The organism is Xanthomonas sp. SI, assembly GCF_014236855.1.
Taxonomy (GTDB): domain Bacteria; phylum Pseudomonadota; class Gammaproteobacteria; order Xanthomonadales; family Xanthomonadaceae; genus Xanthomonas_A.
On sequence record NZ_CP051261.1, the window covers coordinates 2,380,990 to 2,398,269 of the forward strand.

The window sequence follows — 17,280 nt, forward strand, 5'->3', positions numbered from 1 at the left end:
CGCTTCGGTTGATCCGGCCGCGCGCCGTGCCTGGCCGCGCGCCTGGATCGATCCTGCCGCGCTGCGCTTACGACGACGCGGCCAGCGCATGGCCGGCCGCGCTTTCCCCGGCCTCGCGCAAACGCTCGAACGCGTAGAGATGGTTCATGTAGGTGGAGACGAAGATGCGCCGGCCGTCCGGCGAGACCGCGACGCCGTTGGTGACCGCATCCGGCAGTTGCAGCACGCCCTTGGTTTCCAGCGTGTCGATGTCGATCTCGACGACGCGGCCGCCGTTGCTGCCGACGATGACGCGATTGCCCACGCGCTTGGGCGAGGCGTACACGCGCGCGCGCAGATTGATCTTCTTGAGCAACTGCATCGTGTCCACGTCGATGACGTATAGATGCCGGTCGCCGGAGCCGCAGAACAGCTTGTTGCCGGCGAACAGCGGCGTGGTGTAGCAGATCTCGTCGGTCTGCCATTCGCCGCGTTTCTCGCCGGTGGCCACGTCGAGGACGTAGATCGACTTGTCGAAGGAGGCGAAGGCGGTCAGCCGGCGCTGTTCGTCGACCGCGGGCGCGTATTTCACCGAGCGCCGGGTCGGGAAGCGCCACACGATGCGGCCGGTCTTGGCCTCGAGCGCGAGCGTCTCGTGATCGGCGCTGCCCCAGATCACCAGGTCGCCGCCTTCCCAATAGCCCGGCGAGCCGTGCTGCAGCTTCTCGACCTGATGTTCCCAGACCTTCTCGCCGGTGCCCATGTCGTAGGCGGCCAGGCTGCCCTGCGCCCAGGGGCGGACGTACTCGATGCCGACATACAGCAGGTTGTGCTGCGGCAGCAGCAGCGGCGAGGCGCCGATCCAGTCGCCGTCCGGATGCGTCCAGATCTCCTCGCCGCTTTCCGCGTCCAGGCAATAGACGGTGCCGTTGTAGGCGCCGAAGTACAGGCGCCCGTCGTGATAGGCGGGGCACGACCAGATGCCTTTCTTGGTGTAGGCCGCGCCGGTGACCTGGTATTCCCACAGCAGTCCGCCGGTCTCGGCGGAGAACGCCTGCATCTTCGCCGCGTCGCAGCCGCGGAAGATGGTGTCGCCGACCAGCAGCGGCGCGGACTTGGGGACCACGTGATAGGCGAAGCCGCCCGGCGTCGCGGTTCGCCACAGCTCGCGGTAGCCCTGCGTGGGGTGCGGCGTGCTGTGGTCCGGCGGAAGGTCGAAGTCCTTCAGGGTGAACAGCGATTGCACGGCGATGCCGTGGGTCTTGCGCCATTGCATGCCGGCCTTGGACAGGAAGTCGACCACCACGAACACCTCGGCAAGCGGGTGGCCGGCCATGGCGACGACCGCGCGCGCCTTCTCGGCGCTATTGCCGGAGTTGAGCGAGTCGTCGACCAGAACGATCGGCAGATCCAGCACCTCGCCTTCGATCGCATTGCCCAGGCCGGTGGTCTTGCGGTCCTTGCGGATGATGAAGCCGTTGACCGCGCCACGCTCCTTCGGCGCGGTCAGCAGCAGCGCGGTGAGCAGCGGGATCGCCGCCGTCTCCAGGCCGCCGAGCTGGAACGGTGCGCGCGCGGCGTTGCGTTCCCAGAACGCGTGGGCGATCTGCTCGAGCGCCTCGCGCTGCATGAACACCCGGCGCAGGTCGAACAGCCAGGTGTAGGCGCCGCCCTTCTTGGTGATCAGCGGAATGTTCTCGGCCGCGGTATGCAGGCCGATGGTCTGGATGATGTCCCGGATCGATTGCATGGTCATCGTGTGCTCTGCGCGGAGGGTCGGGGTGGTCATGGGGACGCCGCCGCGTCCAGCGTCTTGAGGTAGGCATCGACCGGCGGTCCCCAGATCTCGGAGCCGCGGCGGCCGAAGAACAGGTGGTGTCCGTCGTCGCCGTAAGCGGTGGGCGCGACCAGTTCGGCGCGGCCGCCGGCCTGCACGAAGCTGCGATGCAGCGCGGCGGCCAGCGCCGGGTCGAAGAAGCTGTCGTTGCCGGTGTAGATCCACAGCATCGGCGTGCTCGCGCTGGTGCCGAAGCGGCCTGCCGCCTCGATCAGTTTTTCCGGCGCGCAATTGCTGTTGGCGCGGTCGTGGAAGTGGCCGCCACGGCCGCCGGCCATGTTGACGAAGCCCGCGACGTTCGGATGCGGCATGCTGTCGTAGGCCAGCGTGCCCCAGCCGCCGGCCGACTGGCCGACGACGACGGCGCCGCCAGGGGCGATGCCGGGCAGGGCGGTGACGAAATCCACGATCGTCTTGAGCTGCCGCGCCGTCTCCAGGCCGGCCTTGGCGTAGTCGGCGCGGTCGCAGCCGTCGTAGCCGTCGTAGCCCTCGGTCCAAGGGCCGCCGGTGACGCCGTAGCCCAGCCGCAGCACCAGCGCGACCGCGTAGTGCCGGTGCAGGAACCATTGCGCGGATTCGCCGCTGCAGCTCTCCAGCGTCATGCCCGGCCGCTCCGCCGCTTTCGCCGGCGAGCCGTGCGCGATCACCACCAGCCGTGGGCGCTGCACGCCTTCGGGACGGCACAGGCGCCCTTGCAGCGTCCAGGGATGTCCGCTGTCGTCGGCGATCGGGATCCGCAACGGTTCGCCCAAGTCGCCGCGGCCGCGGCCGAAGGCGTCTGCCGCAGCCGCGTGCGGCGCCAGGGCGAAGGCCAGGAGCGCCGCCGCGAACGCGCTGCGTGGCAGGGTGGTCTGCATCGGAAGTCGTCTCTCGCTGGGCCGGTCTAGCGGCGGATGCGCCGCATGTGCAACGCGAGGGTGGTGCACAGCGTCGGGCAATCGCGCGCCGGCGCGCGCGACGCGCGCACGATGGTCCCGTCGAACAGCACCAGTCGGCCGGGACGCGGGCGGATCGAGATGCACTCGCGCGCGGCGTCGTAGAACACCGTTTCGCCGGCCCAGCCGTCCTTCCACTCGGTGCTGGTGTAGAGCAGGGCGACCCGCTCCTGGTCGGACGGCTTGGCGTAGTGATGCGCGGCGCCGTCCTGTCCATGCGTGTGGCCGCTGACGTAGGCGCGGACCAGGCCGTAGTCGGGCGCCAGTTCTTCGCGGATGTGCCGCCACACGTCGTTGAGCGATTCCAGCCCCGGCGTGGCGTTGAGCACGTCGTCGTGGATGGCCCGGTCCTGCGCGTTGCGGCTGCCGCACAGGTGGATGTGCCAGGACGGATGCGCGTCGCCGAGCAGGCCCGGATAAACGCCGTATGCCCAGCCGCCGCGACCACTGGCCAGCTCCGGCAGATGCTGCACGTCGACGAAGTTGTTGACGACCTTCAGGGATGACGCTTCCGATGACGACACGGCGTTACCTCATGGTTTCGGAGAGGGCGAAAAGAGCGGGGATGGGCAAACGCCTGATGTTTTCGGCGGAGGTTGCGGCGCCACGTCGCTGCCGATGCCGGGCCGCGGCGCCGACGATGCAAGCCAAGAGCCGACCTGGCCTCATGGTGCGTCTCCGACGGACGACGTCGCTGCGACGGGAGCCGCGTGGCGCGGCGGGGAACGCATCATGGCCGCCCCTTCGCACAACTCGATGACGCGGTCCGCATGCGCGATGGTTTCCGGCCGGTGCGCAATGACGATGCGGGTGATGTTCAGCGCCTTGATGGCGTGGTTGAGTCGCCGTTCCAGGGCGACATCCAGATGGCTGGTGGCTTCGTCCAGTACCAGGATCTGCGGGCGGCGATACAGCGCGCGGGCCAGGAACAGGCGCTGCTGCTGTCCGCCGGAGAGCGAAGAGCCCATGTCGCCGACCAGGCTGTGATAGCCCATCGGCATGGCCACGATGTCTTCGTGCACGCCGGCCAGGCGCGCCGCGTCCTCGATGTCCTGCGGCGTGGCGAGGGCGTCGAACAGGCTGATGTTCTCGGCGATCGAACCGGTGAACAGGTGATCGTCCTGCATGACGCTGGCGGTCATCGACCGATAGCGCGACTTGCCGAGCCGGCGCAGGTCGATGCCGCCGATCTCGATCGATCCCTGCTGCGGATCGAGCAGGCCGAGCAGCAGCCGGATCAAGGTGCTCTTGCCGCATCCGGACGGGCCGACGATGGCCACCGATTCGCCCGGCCGCACCTCGAAGCTGCACTCGCGCAGGATCCACGGCTCGCCGTCGGCATAGCGAAAGCCGACCTTGTTGAACGCCACGCCGGGTGCCGGCAGCGGGCCGACGTGCTCGCTGCTGGCGTAGGCTTCCGGCGCGGTCAGCACGATGTCGGCCAGGCGCTCGGCCTGCAGGCGCAACATGCGCAGTTCGATCGCGTAATCGATCAGGCTGGCGACGCGGCTGCTGAACTGGTCGCCGTAGGCGACGAACGCGGTCAGCATGCCGACGGTGAACTGGCCCTTCAGCCCCAGCCACGCGCCCAGCCACAGCACGCCCAGCCGTTGCGCGCCGGTGGCCAGGCCCTGCAGCGCGGTGAACAGCATGTCCAGGCGCTGCACCGCGATCGAGGTGTTGAGCGTATCGGCCGCCGCATTGAGGTAGCGCCCGGTCTGTTCGGCTTCCTGGTTGTGCAGGCGGATCGTCTGCACCCCGCGCACCGCTTCCAGGAAGCGGCTGTGCTGTTTCGCGGTCACCGTGATCTGGCTGAGGTTGGCTTCGCGGTAGATGCGGAAATACAGCAGCCGCAGGCCCGCATACAGGGCCACCGCACCCAGCACGATGGCCGACAGCAGCGGGCTGTAGGCGAACAGCACGACCAGGGTGATGCTGGCCATGAGCCCGTCGAGCAGGATCTCGACGAAGCGCGTGGTCAGGGTCTGCTGGATCGCGTCGATTGCGCCGAAGCGCGACACGATGTCGCCGAGGTGGCGCGCGCCGAAGTAGGCGTGCGGCAGCCGCATCAGGTGCTGGAACACGTTGCCGGTCCAGCCCAGGTTGAAGTGGGTGCTGAGCCACATCACCGTCCAGCTGCGCAACGCGGAGACCAGCGTTTCCAGCACGATCAGCAGGGCGAAGCTGAGCCCGAGGAAGGTCAGCAGGTCGTGGTCGCCGTCGGCGATGACCTGGTCCACCACCAGTTGCATGAACAACGGCGCGAGCAGGGCGAACAGTTCCAGCACCAGCGCCAGGCCGAAGATCTGCGCGAGCCCGCGGCCCAGGCCGCGGATCGAGCCGGCGAGCGAGCGCAGCGAGACCGGCGGCGCCTCGCGCTGGCGCTGGAACGTGGGGCCTTTCGAAAACTCGATGGCTACGCCGGTGAAATGCCGCGCGACCTCGGCCAGCGGCAGGATACGCACGCCCACCGCCGGATCGTGCAGGGTGATCTTGTTCCTGCCGACCTCGTGCAGCACCACGAAATGGTCGAGGTCCCAATGCAGCACGCACGGCGTCTGCAACTGGCCGAGTTCGTCCATCTCCAGCCGCAGCGGCCGGCATTGCAGCCCCAGCGCATGCGCGACCTCGATCAGGCGCCGCGCGGTCATGCCTTTCAGCGACAGGGTGAAACGCCGGCGCAGCGCAGCCAGGTCGGTGTGGTGGCCGTGGTAGCCGGCGATCATCGCCAGGCAGGCGAGTCCGCACTCGGCCGCTTCGGACTGCAGCACGTTCGGCAAGCCGCGCGAGCGCCAGAAACGCAGCCGCGGTGTGCCCTGCGCGCGAGCGGCATGCACGCTGTCGTCGTTCGCGCTGCGATCCTCGGCGCGGAGACTCACGAACCGCTGCTCCAGCGATGCCCCATGCCGTACAGCGGTTCGAAGATCCATTCGACGATGCGGCGCCGGTCCAGCAGCATGTCCGCCTCCAGCGCCATGCCCGGGCGCAGCGGCTGCTGCTGCCCGTAGGCTTGCACGTTCTGGCTGGCCAGATCCACATGCGCCAGGTACAGCGAGTCGGTCGATGGCGGTGTGCCGCCGCCGAGCAGCAGGGTCACTTCGCCGGGCATCAGTGCGCTGCGCGAAACGCTGCGCACCACGCCATGTTGCAGGCCGAATTTCTGATAGGGGAAGGCCTGGTAGTGCAGGGTGACATCCACGCCCGGATGCACGAAGCCGACCGCCTGGCTGGGCACCAGCAGCTGCGCCTGCAGCCGCGAACCGTCGGGCACGATGGCGAGCAGCGGTTGCCCGAGCGACACCGACGCGCCGGGCTTCACCAGCAGCGAGGACACGACGCCGCTGGCCGGCGCGCGCAGTTCGCTGGCGCGGCTCGCTTCGTTCTGGGCCAGCGCCTGTTCGACCTGCGCCAGTTGCCGGCGCAGTTCGTTGAGCTTGGCCGAGACCGCCAACGGCAGCTGGGTCAACTGGTCGTCGAGCGCGCTCAGCTGTTGGCGCGTACCGGCGTGCTGCTGCTGCAGCGAGCGCAATTGCGATTCGTCGGCGAGCAGGGCCGATTGTTCCTGCTCGACCTGCAGCGCCGGGATGTAGCCGCCGGCCACCAGCCCGGACCACTTGTTCACCAGGTCCTGGACCAGCGCCATCTGTTTCTTCTCGATCGCGATCTGCGCGTCGATCTGCGCCAGCTGATCCTTCAGCAGGGTCTGCTGGGTGCGGTTGTCCTCGGCCTGCTTGTCGCGCAGGGTGAGCGCATCGCCGATGTCCTGGCGCAGGCTGCTGGCCTGCCGTTGCAGTTGCGTGCTGACGCCGGCCGCGGTATTGCCCAGCGCCTTGCTGGTGTGTTCGCCGGACAGGGACACCAGGATCTGCCCGGCGACGACGCGATCGCCTTCCGCGGCGGCGACGTGGTCGACCACGCCGACGGTGTTGGCGGTCAGGCTGATCAAGCCGGCGCGCGGCACCAGCAGGCCGGTGACGTGCACGCGCTGCGTGTAGTGCCCGGCGAACAGCCAGGCGAGGATCGAGGCGCCGATGAGCAGCGCGGCGACCGTCCATGCCTGGGTCGAGACCGGCGTGGCCAACCGCACTGTTCCCAGCCATGCCTGGCTGGGGGCGTCCAGCACTTCGCTGCGAAAAAGCGAACCTTCCATTTCAGTTCTTTCCGTATGAACTTCGCACGGGAAAATGCAGGCAGGCGGCGAACCTGGCGTTCCGTCAAGGACCCTGCGGCTGGTCCGGGCGCAACGGTTCCAGGCATGGCTTTCGCGAACCTTTCGGTATCGCGTCGCTGCGATCCGGCCATGGCGTGCGCATGCGCCGGGTGCTGCGAGCGAGTGAGACGGCGTGCGTCTTTCGCCGCCGCAACGCAAGGAAATCGGCGTCGCAGCAGCGCAAGCGGACGTGCGCACGCGGCTCGGCGCATCCTGTAGACAAATGCGCTGGACCTGCCTGCGGCGACGCAGGTGCAAGCCGAAAAGGGCGAGGTTGCGCCGTCACGCATTTCACGCATTTCACGCATTTGCCGCGCACGCCGGATCGCGATCGGGCTTAAATGCGCCTGTCATGCCGCCGCCGCAGACTGGACGCGTGGCGGACGGCCACGTTGCCGCCGCCTGCCGATGCTCGCCAATCGCCTTCCCTGTCCGCCGCAGCGCGCGGCCGTCGTGGCCGTGCACGCTCCTGCGAGGTGGCGGGTCCGTGCTGCCGGCGCCGAGGGCGCTAAGCAAGTCACGCCGCTGCGGTCGCCGCGGGCGCGGCGCCGTCCGCGGCAGGCCGCGGACATGTGCGCATGACCGCTACACCGGTCTCCGTCGCGGCGACGCCGCTACGCGCAGGCACGTCCCGCGTCTGGCGCTATGCACGCTGGCCGCTGCTGCTCTTGCTGGTGCTGCTGGCGGTGCTGGCATTGGGACCACGGGTCAGCCCGGCGCTGCCGCAGGTCGCGTTGCCGGCGGTGCCGCAGGATCCGCTCGCGCTGCAGGTCTGGCTGGACGCACGCGAGCGCGCCACCGCCGGGCTGCGTGCGGACAACCAGGCGCGCATCGTCTGGGCCGACCCGGCGCATCCGGGACGCCGCGACTGCGCCATGGTCTACCTGCACGGCTTCACCGCCAGCCAGGGCGAGGGTGCGCCGACTCACCAACGTCTGGCGCGCAGCTTCGGCTGCAATCTGTATCTGCCGCGCCTGCCGGGACACGGGCTGGTCGCCGCCGACGCCTTGCGCGGCATCGATGCGCCGCGCCTGCTCGATGGCGCCGCCGAGGCGCTGGCGATCGCCAAGGTGCTGGGCCGGCGGGTGGTGGTGATCGGCAATTCGATGGGCGGCGCGCTGGCGCTGCAGACCGTGGCCGCGCACCCGCAGCAGGTGCAGGCCCTGGTGCTGTGGTCGCCGCTGGTGCGCGAACACGGCGAGCAGCTGCAGCCGATGCTGTGGCCGTGGTGCGCGCAGCTGCTGCTGTGGTCGCGCAACGGCGGCGATCCGGTCATGCGCTACCCGGTCGACAGCGGCTACTGGGCCGACGCCACCCATGTCGACGGCTATCGCGCGCTGGCCGCGCTGACCCGCGGCGGCATGCTGCCGGCGACCTATGCGCGGATCCATGTGCCGGTGTTTCTCGGCTACTACTATCGCGACGCGCAGCACCAGGACGCGACGGTATCGGTGGCGGCGATGCAGGCGATGTTCGCGCAACTGGGCACGCCGCCGGCGCTGCGCCAGGCGGTGGATTTTCCTGGCGCCGGCAATCACGTGCTGGCCTCGCCGATCCGCTCCAAGGCGGTGCCGGCAGTGTTCGCGGCGACCTGCCGATTCCTGGCCAGCAAGGGCGGGCTGACCCAGCCGGCGAACGTGCCCGGCTGCGCGGCGGCCTGGGACGCCGACGAACGCCTGGACGCCGCCGCGACGCACTGAGCGCGACGCGGTAGTGTCTAGGCCGTCATTGCAGTTCGCGCAGGTCCAGCTTGCGTAGCTTCGGCGCTTTCCAGGCGGTAACGCCGGCCACGACCAAGGTCACGCATCCGCCCAGTACCACCGCGGGCACGAGTGTGATCAGTCGCGCCATGACCCCATCGTAGAACGCGCCAAGTTCGTTCGACGAGCCGATGAAGATGCCATTGATCGAAGACACCCGGCCGCGCATCGCATCCGGCGTGGCCAGCTGCAGGATGGTCGAACGCACGATCACCGATACTCCGTCGCACATGCCGTAGACCAGCAGGATCGCCGCCGACAGCCAGAAATGCCGCGACAGGCCGAAGGCGATGGTGCACAGGCCGAAGCCGGTCACCGCCAGCAGCAGGATGCGGCCGGCATTGCGCTGCAGCGGGCGCCGCGCCAGCCACAGCCCGACCAGCACCGACCCCAGCGCCGGCGCGCCGCGCAGGATGCCCAGGCCTTCGGGGCCGTAATGCAGGATGTCGTGGATGAAGGCCGGCAGCATCGACACCGCGCCGCCGAGCAGCACCGAGAACATGTCCAGCGCCATCGCGCCGAGCATGATCTGGTTGGAGAACACGAACTGCGCGCCCTCGGCGATGCTGCGGAAGATCGGCGCGCGCGGGCCGTCGTTGATCGGCTCGGCCACGCGCAGCAGCAACAGCGACAGCATCGCCACGCCGGCCACCGCCATGGCCACGCCGTAGGACAGGCCCTTGCCGCCCCAGCCGACCAGCACCCCGCCCAACGCGGGCCCGATCACCATGCCGGTCTGGAACACCACGCTGCCGATGCTGGCGCCGCGCGCATAGGCCTCGCGCGGCAGCGTGCGCGCGAACAGCGCGTTGTACACCGGCGACAGGAACGCGCGCGCCGCGCCGGTCAGCGCGATCGCCGCGTAGATCGGCCACACGCCATGCATCGGCAGCCAGCCGTGGGTCAGCGCGGTCAGCACCCCCGCGGTCGCGACCAGGCCCAGGCTGGCGAGCATGCCCAGCCGGCGCCGCGGCAGGTGATCGACCAGGTAGCCGGCGAACGGCGCGATGCAGAAGAACGGCAGGATCTCGGCCAGCCCGATCAGCCCCAGCGAGAACGGATTGCGGGTGATCTCGTAGATGTGCCAGCCGACCGTGACCGCGACGATCTGGTAGGACAGCATCGCGCAGATGCGATAGGCCAGCACCAGCGCGAAACCGGGATGGGCCAGTAGCGTGCGCAGGCTCTGTGCAGGCGGCGGGAGCGGGGCGCTCATGCCTGCGCGCGCGCACTGTCCTGGATGAACGCCAGGATCGCGGCCAGGCCGTTGCTGCGGGTCGGCGACAGGTGCTTGCCCAGGCCGATCGCGGCGACGAAGTCCGGCGCGGTGGCCAGGATCTGCGCTGCGCTGCGCCCGGAATAGACCCGCAGCGCCAGGTAGATCAGGCCGGAGACGATCGCCGAATCGCTGATCGCATGGAACACCAGCCGCTGCGCGTCGCCCTCGGGCACGATCCACACCATCGACTGGCAGCCGTGCAGGCGATGCTGCTCGGTCTTCCACTCCTCGGGGAACGCCGGCAGCTTGCGGCCCAGATCGATCAGGTACTGGTAGCGCTCGGACCAGTCGCCGAAGAAGCCGAATTCCTCGGCGATGGCGGCCTGCGCGTCGGCGGGCGTGGGTTCGAGCGGGAAATCGGTATCGGTCATCGCAAATCCAAGATCAATCGGTAAAGCCCCTCTCCCTCCGGCGACCGTAGGGAGTCCCCGTGGGAGAGAGGGGTTGGGGTGAGGGTAGGGCGCAGCCTCGTTAGAAATTGATGCCAGCCGCTTCGTCCGTACCCTTATCGAGTGTTGCCGTACCCTCATCCGCCCCTTCGGGGCACCTTCTCCCGAGGGGAGAAGGGAAAATCTCAGCCACGCTTCCAACGTACGCCTTGCGCGGTGTCTTCCAATACCACGCCTTCCTCGGCCAGCTCCTGGCGGATCGCGTCGGCGCGGGCGAAATCTCGGTTCTTCTTTGCGACGGTACGTTCGTCGATCAGCGCCTGGATGCGCGCATCGTCGCCGTCGCCGACGCCGCGGTTGAACCAGGCCTCGGGCGTCTGCTGCAGCAGGCCCAGCGCCAGGCCGGCACCGAGCAGGTCGGACTTGGCCTGCTGCAATTGCGCCTGCAGCTGTGCGTCGCGCGTTGTTTCAGGACCGCCGGCCGGCGCGAGCAGCTGCCGCGCCACCGTCGCGATCCGCGCCACTTCGGCCAGCGCCTGCGGCGTGTTGAGGTCGTCTTCCAGCGCGGCCTCGATCGCCTGCGGGATCGACGCGGTGGCCTGCACCGCGTCCAGCGCGCGCAAGGTGCCGTACAGCCGGTCCAGGGTGTTCTTGCATTGCTCGATCAGCGCATCGGACCAATCCAGCGGCTGCCGGTAGTGCGCGCTCAACAGCGCATAGCGCAGCGCTTCCGGCGGATGCCGGGCGATCAGGTCGTGCACGGTCTCGATGTTGCCCAGCGACTTGCTCATCTTCGCGCCGCTGAAGTTGAGCATGCCGTTGTGCAGCCAGAACCGGGCGAAGGTGGCGCCGCCGTGGGCGCACTCGCTCTGCGCGATCTCGTTCTCGTGGTGCGGGAACTGCAGGTCCACGCCGCCGGCATGGATGTCGATGGTCGGCCCCAGGTGCGCGGCGGCCATCGCCGAGCATTCGATGTGCCAGCCGGGGCGGCCGCGGCCCCACGGCGAATCCCAGCCCGGCAGGTCGTCGCTGGACGGCTTCCACAGCACGAAGTCGCCCGGGTCGCGCTTGTACGGGGCCACTTCGACGCGGGCGCCGGCCAGCATCTCTTCCGGGTCGCGCCGCGACAGCTTGCCGTAGCCGGCGAAGCTGGCCACCGCGAACAGCACGTGGCCCTCGGCGGCATAGGCGTGGCCGTTGCCGATCAGCCGCTCGATCATCGCCACGATCTGCGGGATGTGCGCGGTCGCCTCCGGCTCCAGGTCCGGCGGGGCCACCCCTAGCGCGGCCATGTCCTGCCGGTAGATGGCGGCGAAACGGTCGGTGATGGTGGCGATCGGCACGCCCTGCGCCTGCGCGGCGGCATTGATCTTGTCGTCCACGTCGGTGATGTTGCGCGCGTAGCGCAGCGCGCCGTAGCGGCGCCGCAGCAGGGCCGCCAACACGTCGAACACCACCGGGCCGCGCGCGTTGCCGATGTGCGCGTAGTTGTAGACGGTGGGGCCGCAGACATACAGCGTGGGACCGGCGACCGGATCCAGCGGTTCGAAGGCATCGACCCGGCGGGTCAGGTTGTTGTGCAGGCGCAGGCTCATCGGCATCGGGCGTGGGGAAGCCTTGCGATTCTACCGGCAGCGGCCCAGGGCGTCTCATCCCTTCCGGGCTGGGCCGGGTCGTGTGGTGCGGCAAGGTACAGTCGCGTCGCGCCGGCTGGCGACCTGCCAGGCACGACCCGCAGGACCGCGCTTGCGCGCGCCGGCTGCCGCGTTGTCGAAAGTGTCGGCTTCCTAGCGCTTCCTTGCCGCTGCACGCACGAAATCGGTGCGACCTGCCCGGGAACGGAACATGTCCCACCCCAAGCCGGGACAGGCCACCGAACCGTAGGCTCGCGTTCAGCCCGACGCAAGCTGCGATGCCTACACTGATCGATCTGTCCTTCGAAGCCTGGTGCCGATGCGTCCGTACCTGTTGTTGCCGCTGGTCGGCCTGTTCGCATGCGCCGCGCCGGCCTGGGCGCAGGACAGCGAGGCGCGCAACCGCGTGGTGGTGATCGAGAACGTCAAGCTCGACTACGCGCAGGTGCTGAACGTGGAGCCGGTCTACCAGACCCTGCGCGCCACCCGCACCGAACAGCAATGCGACCCGGTGCAGACGCCGGCCCCGGCGCCAGCCCCGGTCAAACCGGAAGACGACAGCCGCCTGAACCGGCTGATGGATTCGGTCAAGGACATCTTCAGCCGCCGCCACGAGGAGGCGCCCGCGCCGGCCGCGGCCGCGCCTGTGCCGGCGTCGAGCGGGCGCAACTGCCGCACCGTCGAGGTCGGCCGCGAGTTCCGGCGTCCGATCGCCTACGACGTGGACTATGTCTACAAGGGCACCAAGTACCGCTCGCGGTTGCCGGAGGATCCGGGCAACCGGCTGCGCATCCGCGTGTCGGTGGCGCCGTACGTGCCCGACGCGGTCGTGGTGCCGCCGCGATGAGCGCGCGCGCTTGCGCCTGCGGCGTGCGCGTGCGAGGATGCGCGCCGATGAAAGCGAACCTGCCCCAGCACGATCTCAGCGCCGCACGCATGGCTTCGGGCATGACGTCGCGCGCGCGTCGACCGGAATCCCACATCCTGGCTGGGTAACCGGAACGCTGTGCCGTTCGTTCTGAAAAACCCAGCCCGAGGCTGGGTTTTTTCGTTTTCATACCCCGGAAAGGTTTCACCCGTAAAGAACTGACTAACGCGCGTCCCGCGCACGCCACCGCCGCGGTGGCTCCACGCAGCAAAGGATGGACCGATGTCTCTGAAGCACTTCTTGAACACCCAGGACTGGAGCCGGGCCGAGCTGGACGCGCTGTTGACCCAGGCCGCGCTGTTCAAGCGCAACAAGCTGGGCAGCGAGCTGAAGGGCAAGTCGATCGCGCTGGTGTTCTTCAACCCTTCGATGCGCACCCGCACCAGTTTCGAGTTGGGCGCGTTCCAGCTGGGCGGGCATGCGGTGGTGCTGCAGCCGGGCAAGGACGCGTGGCCGATCGAGTTCGACCTGGGCACGGTGATGGACGGCGACACCGAGGAGCACATCGCCGAGGTGGCGCGGGTGCTCGGCCGCTACGTCGACCTGATCGGGGTGCGCGCGTTCCCGAAGTTCGTGGACTGGTCCAAGGACCGCGAGGACCAGGTGCTGAAGAGCTTCGCAAAATACTCGCCGGTGCCGGTGATCAACATGGAGACCATCACCCATCCGTGCCAGGAGCTGGCGCACGCGCTGGCGCTGCAGGAGCATTTCGGCACCCAGGACCTGCGCGGCAAGAAGTACGTGCTGACCTGGACCTACCACCCCAAGCCGCTGAACACCGCGGTGGCCAATTCGGCGCTGACCATTGCCACCCGCTTGGGGATGGACGTGACCCTGCTGTGCCCGACCCCGGACTACGTGCTGGACCAGCGCTACATGGACTGGGCGGCGCAGAACGTGGCCGAGAGCGGCGGCTCGCTGCAGGTCAGCCACGACATCGACAGCGCCTACGCCGGCGCCGACGTGGTCTACGCCAAGAGCTGGGGCGCGCTGCCGTTCTTCGGCAACTGGGGCCCGGAGAAGCCGATCCGCGACCAGTACCAGCACTTCATCGTCGACGAGCGCAAGATGGCGCTGACCAACAACGGCGTGTTCTCGCACTGCCTGCCGCTGCGCCGCAACGTCAAGGCCACCGACGCGGTGATGGATTCGCCGAACTGCATCGCCATCGACGAAGCCGAGAACCGGCTGCATGTGCAGAAGGCGATCATGGCGGCCCTGGCGGGCCAGGGCCGCCGGGATTCGTGATTCGGGATTGGGGATTCGCAACGGCGACATCCCTTTCCGCTCTTAATTAGTCAACCGCAGAGAGATTCCCCCATGTCGCAGCAAACCGCTTCCACCAATCCCGAATCCCCAATCCCGACTCCCGGCACCAAGGACATCGTCCTGGCCTTCTCCGGCGGCCTGGACACCAGCTTCTGCATTCCCTATCTGCAGGCCAAGGGCTATGCCGTGCACACGGTGTTCGCCGATACCGGCGGGGTGGACGACGAGGAGCGCGACTTCATCGAGAAGCGTGCCGCCGAACTGGGCGCGGCCAGCCACGTCACCGTCGATGGCGGCCCGGCGATCTGGAACGGCTTCGTCAAGCCGTTCGTGTGGGCTGGCGAGGGCTACCAGGGCCAGTACCCGCTGCTGGTGTCCGACCGCTACCTGATCGTCGATGCCGCGCTCAAGCGCGCCGACGAGCTGGGCACCCGGATCATCGCGCACGGTTGCACCGGCATGGGCAACGACCAGGTGCGCTTCGACCTGGCGGTCAAGGCGCTGGGCGACTACGAGATCGTCGCCCCGATCCGCGAGATCCAGAAGGAGCACACCCAGACCCGCGCCTACGAGCAGAAGTATCTGGAAGAGCGCGGTTTCGGCGTGCGCGCCAAGCAGAAGGCGTACACGATCAACGAGAACCTGTTGGGCGTGACCATGTCCGGCGGCGAGATCGACTGTTGGGAAGCGCCGGGTGAGGGCACCCGCGGCTGGTGCGCGCCGCGCAGCGCGTGGCCGATCGAGCCGCTGACGGTGACGGTGAAGTTCGAGCACGGCGAAGCGGTGGCGGTGGACGGCAAGCCGCTGGACGGCGCCAAGCTGCTGGCCAAGCTCAACAAGCTGTTCGCCCCGTACGGCGTGGGCCGCGGCATGTACACCGGCGACACCGTGATCGGGCTGAAGGGCCGCATCGTGTTCGAGGCGCCGGGCCTGATCGCGCTGCTGGCCGCGCACCGCGCGCTGGAAGACGCGGTGCTGACCAAGCAGCAGAACCGCTTCAAGCCGGACGTTGCGCGCAAGTGGGTGGAGTTGGTCTACGAAGGCTTCTACCACGATCCCTTGAAGACCGACCTGGAGGCGTTCCTGGATTCCTCGCAGGCCAAGGTCAACGGCGAAGTGACGCTGGAAACCCGCGGCGGCCGCGTCGATGCGGTGGCGGTGAAGTCGCCGCACCTGCTCAATGCCAAGGGCGCGACCTACGCGCAGTCGGCGGACTGGGGCGTGGCCGAGGCGGAAGGCTTCATCAAGCTGTTCGGGATGAGCTCGACGCTGTACGCCCAGGTCAATCGCTGAAGGTAAAGCCCCTCTCCCGTCGGGAGAGGGGTTGGGGTGAGGGTACGTGCGCAGCCTCACAACGTTTCGACCGCGCAAGCTTCCCCGCACCTTCACCCGCTCGCGCGAGATTCGATTCACCAGGCTTCGCCCGTACCCTCATCCGCCCCTTCGGGGCACCTTCTCCCGATGGGAGAAGGGCTGCTGTGATGGAACCCATGCACCAACTGCGTATCAGCACCGACAAGCAGGAACTGGATCTGCCGCTGATCCATCGTTTCCTCAGCGAACAGGCCTATTGGTGCCTGGGCATCCCGCTGGACACGGTGCAGCGGGCGATCGCCGGTTCGCTGTGCTTCGGCGGCTACGTCGAGGGCGACGGGCAGGTGGCGTTCGCGCGGGTGATCTCCGATTTCGCCACGTTCGCCTATCTGGCCGACGTGTTCGTGCTCGACGCGTATCGCGGCCGCGGCTACGGCAAGCAACTGGTCGCCGCAGTGATGGCGCACCCGCAGCTGCAGGGCCTGCGCCGCTTCATGCTCGCGACCTCCGACGCGCATGCGCTGTACGCCCGGCACGGCTTCGCCGCGCCAGCGCGTCCGCAGTCGCTGATGGAAATCGCCCATCCCGACCTCTACCGCACCAGCACCACGGTTGCCTGACCCGCCATGACCGATCTGCTCGAACCCACCCTCGCGCACCTGCAGCAGCTGGTGTCCTTCGACACCCGCAATCCGCCGCGCGCGATCGGCACCGATGGCATCTTCGATTACCTGCGTGCGCAGCTGCCCGGATTCCAGGTCGAGGTGATCGATCACGGCGCCGGCGCGGTCAGCCTGTACGCGGTGCGCGGCACGCCCCGGTACCTGTTCAACGTGCACCTGGACACAGTGCCGGATTCGCCGCACTGGAGCGCCGACCCGCATCGCATGCGCCGCACCGAGGACCGCGTGATCGGCCTGGGCGTGTGCGACATCAAGGGCGCGGCCGCGGCGCTGGTGGCGGCGGCCAATGCCGGCGATGGCGATGCCGCGTTCCTGTTCTCCAGCGACGAGGAAGCCAACGATCCGCGCTGCATCGCCGCGTTCCTGGAGCGCCGCATTCCCTACGAGGCGGTGTTGGTGGCCGAGCCGACGATGAGCGAGGCGGTACTGGCGCATCGCGGCATCAGTTCGGTGCTGATGCGCTTCGCCGGCCGCGCCGGGCATGCGTCGGGCAAGCAGGATCCGTCGGCCAGCGCGCTGCACCAGGCGCTGCGCTGGGGCGGCAAGGCGCTGGACCATGTCGAGTCGCTGGCGCATGCGCGCTTCGGCGGCCTGACCGGCTTGCGCTTCAACATCGGCCGGGTCGAGGGCGGCATCAAGGCCAACATGATCGCGCCGGCCGCAGAGTTGCGGTTCGGTTTCCGGCCGCTGCCGTCGATGGACGTGGACGCGCTGCTGGCGACCTTCGCCGGTTTCGCCGATCCGGCCGCCGCGCACTTCGAGGAGACCTTCCGCGGGCCGAGCCTGCCGTCGGGGGATATCGCGCACGCCGAGGACAAGCGCCTGGCCGCGCGCGACGTCGCCGATGCGCTGCACCTGCCGATCGGCAATGCGGTGGACTTCTGGACCGAGGCCTCGCTGTTCTCGGCCGGCGGCTACACCGCGCTGGTCTACGGCCCGGGCGACATCGCCCAGGCGCACACCGCCGACGAGTTCGTGACGCTGCAGCAGTTGCAGCGCTACGCGACCTCGGTGGACCGCATCATCAACGGCGTGCGCTAAGCGCGCGCCGCCGGGGCCACGG

General features: G+C 68.8%; 14 protein-coding genes. 6 read left to right on the forward strand and 8 right to left on the reverse strand.

Annotated features, from left to right (window positions below):
• Positions 1 to 67 precede the first annotated feature (67 nt).
• From HEP75_RS09810 to HEP75_RS09830, 5 genes are all read right to left on the reverse strand, one after another.
• A complete protein-coding gene (locus HEP75_RS09810) occupies positions 68 to 1,729 on the reverse strand; it encodes a PQQ-binding-like beta-propeller repeat protein (RefSeq protein WP_255424044.1) in 1,662 nt (553 codons plus the stop codon).
• Positions 1,730 to 1,764: 35 nt separating this feature from the next.
• Entirely contained in the window at positions 1,765 to 2,673 is a 909-nt protein-coding gene (locus HEP75_RS09815; RefSeq protein WP_255424045.1) for a hypothetical protein, read from the reverse strand.
• Positions 2,674 to 2,699: 26 nt separating this feature from the next.
• A complete protein-coding gene (locus tag HEP75_RS09820) occupies positions 2,700 to 3,275 on the reverse strand; it encodes a 2OG-Fe(II) oxygenase (RefSeq protein ID WP_185826291.1) in 576 nt (191 codons plus the stop codon).
• A 141-nt stretch (positions 3,276 to 3,416) separates the two neighbouring features.
• A complete protein-coding gene (locus HEP75_RS09825; protein WP_255424046.1) occupies positions 3,417 to 5,630 on the reverse strand; it encodes a peptidase domain-containing ABC transporter in 2,214 nt (737 codons plus the stop codon).
• On the reverse strand, positions 5,627 to 6,901 hold the full coding sequence (locus HEP75_RS09830) for an HlyD family efflux transporter periplasmic adaptor subunit (protein WP_255424047.1): 1,275 nt from the start codon (positions 6,899 to 6,901) through the stop codon (positions 5,627 to 5,629). The genes HEP75_RS09825 and HEP75_RS09830 overlap by 4 nt, the downstream gene beginning before the upstream one ends.
• A gap of 638 nt (positions 6,902 to 7,539) precedes the next feature.
• Here HEP75_RS09830 and HEP75_RS09835 point away from each other — a divergent pair.
• Positions 7,540 to 8,661, forward strand: a complete 1,122-nt coding sequence (locus HEP75_RS09835) for an alpha/beta fold hydrolase (RefSeq protein ID WP_185826293.1) — start codon at positions 7,540 to 7,542, stop codon at positions 8,659 to 8,661.
• Between the two features lie 25 nt (positions 8,662 to 8,686).
• Here HEP75_RS09835 and HEP75_RS09840 read toward each other — a convergent pair whose 3' ends face one another.
• The 3 genes from HEP75_RS09840 to cysS form a co-directional block, all read right to left on the reverse strand.
• A complete protein-coding gene (locus tag HEP75_RS09840) occupies positions 8,687 to 9,937 on the reverse strand; it encodes an MFS transporter (protein ID WP_185826294.1) in 1,251 nt (416 codons plus the stop codon).
• A complete protein-coding gene (locus HEP75_RS09845) occupies positions 9,934 to 10,371 on the reverse strand; it encodes a SufE family protein (protein ID WP_179563940.1) in 438 nt (145 codons plus the stop codon). The genes HEP75_RS09840 and HEP75_RS09845 overlap by 4 nt, the downstream gene beginning before the upstream one ends.
• Positions 10,372 to 10,574: 203 nt before the next feature.
• The gene (gene cysS / locus HEP75_RS09850) at positions 10,575 to 11,984 is read right to left on the reverse strand and encodes a cysteine--tRNA ligase (RefSeq protein WP_185826295.1); all 1,410 of its coding nucleotides are present in this window, start codon (positions 11,982 to 11,984) and stop codon (positions 10,575 to 10,577) included.
• Positions 11,985 to 12,342: 358 nt separating this feature from the next.
• Between cysS and HEP75_RS09855 the strand changes: the two genes are divergently transcribed.
• The 5 genes from HEP75_RS09855 (at position 12,343) to HEP75_RS09875 (ending at position 17,258) form a co-directional block, all read left to right on the forward strand.
• Positions 12,343 to 12,870 (forward strand): hypothetical protein, encoded by a 528-nt coding sequence (locus tag HEP75_RS09855; protein ID WP_185823420.1) that lies wholly within the window; start codon positions 12,343 to 12,345, stop codon positions 12,868 to 12,870.
• A gap of 303 nt (positions 12,871 to 13,173) precedes the next feature.
• Positions 13,174 to 14,199 (forward strand): N-acetylornithine carbamoyltransferase, encoded by a 1,026-nt coding sequence (locus tag HEP75_RS09860; protein WP_185826296.1) that lies wholly within the window; start codon positions 13,174 to 13,176, stop codon positions 14,197 to 14,199.
• 72 nt (positions 14,200 to 14,271) lie between these two features.
• Positions 14,272 to 15,513, forward strand: a complete 1,242-nt coding sequence (locus tag HEP75_RS09865) for an argininosuccinate synthase (protein WP_185826297.1) — start codon at positions 14,272 to 14,274, stop codon at positions 15,511 to 15,513.
• A gap of 188 nt (positions 15,514 to 15,701) precedes the next feature.
• Entirely contained in the window at positions 15,702 to 16,154 is a 453-nt protein-coding gene (locus HEP75_RS09870; protein WP_185826298.1) for a GNAT family N-acetyltransferase, read from the forward strand.
• A 6-nt stretch (positions 16,155 to 16,160) separates the two neighbouring features.
• On the forward strand, positions 16,161 to 17,258 hold the full coding sequence (locus HEP75_RS09875) for an acetylornithine deacetylase (RefSeq protein WP_185826299.1): 1,098 nt from the start codon (positions 16,161 to 16,163) through the stop codon (positions 17,256 to 17,258).
• The last annotated feature ends 22 nt before the right edge of the window (positions 17,259 to 17,280 follow it).

Coding starts and splice junctions, on each gene's coding strand:
- HEP75_RS09810 (WP_255424044.1), bottom strand. CDS start 1,729: ATGCAATCGATCCGGGACATCATCCAGACCATCGGCCTGCATACCGCG.
- HEP75_RS09815 (WP_255424045.1), bottom strand. CDS start 2,673: ATGCAGACCACCCTGCCACGCAGCGCGTTCGCGGCGGCGCTCCTGGCC.
- HEP75_RS09830 (WP_255424047.1), bottom strand. CDS start 6,901: ATGGAAGGTTCGCTTTTTCGCAGCGAAGTGCTGGACGCCCCCAGCCAG.
- HEP75_RS09835 (WP_185826293.1), top strand. CDS start 7,540: ATGACCGCTACACCGGTCTCCGTCGCGGCGACGCCGCTACGCGCAGGC.
- HEP75_RS09840 (WP_185826294.1), bottom strand. CDS start 9,937: ATGAGCGCCCCGCTCCCGCCGCCTGCACAGAGCCTGCGCACGCTACTG.
- HEP75_RS09845 (WP_179563940.1), bottom strand. CDS start 10,371: ATGACCGATACCGATTTCCCGCTCGAACCCACGCCCGCCGACGCGCAG.
- cysS (WP_185826295.1), bottom strand. CDS start 11,984: ATGAGCCTGCGCCTGCACAACAACCTGACCCGCCGGGTCGATGCCTTC.
- HEP75_RS09855 (WP_185823420.1), top strand. CDS start 12,343: ATGCGTCCGTACCTGTTGTTGCCGCTGGTCGGCCTGTTCGCATGCGCC.
- HEP75_RS09860 (WP_185826296.1), top strand. CDS start 13,174: ATGTCTCTGAAGCACTTCTTGAACACCCAGGACTGGAGCCGGGCCGAG.
- HEP75_RS09865 (WP_185826297.1), top strand. CDS start 14,272: ATGTCGCAGCAAACCGCTTCCACCAATCCCGAATCCCCAATCCCGACT.
- HEP75_RS09870 (WP_185826298.1), top strand. CDS start 15,702: ATGGAACCCATGCACCAACTGCGTATCAGCACCGACAAGCAGGAACTG.
- HEP75_RS09875 (WP_185826299.1), top strand. CDS start 16,161: ATGACCGATCTGCTCGAACCCACCCTCGCGCACCTGCAGCAGCTGGTG.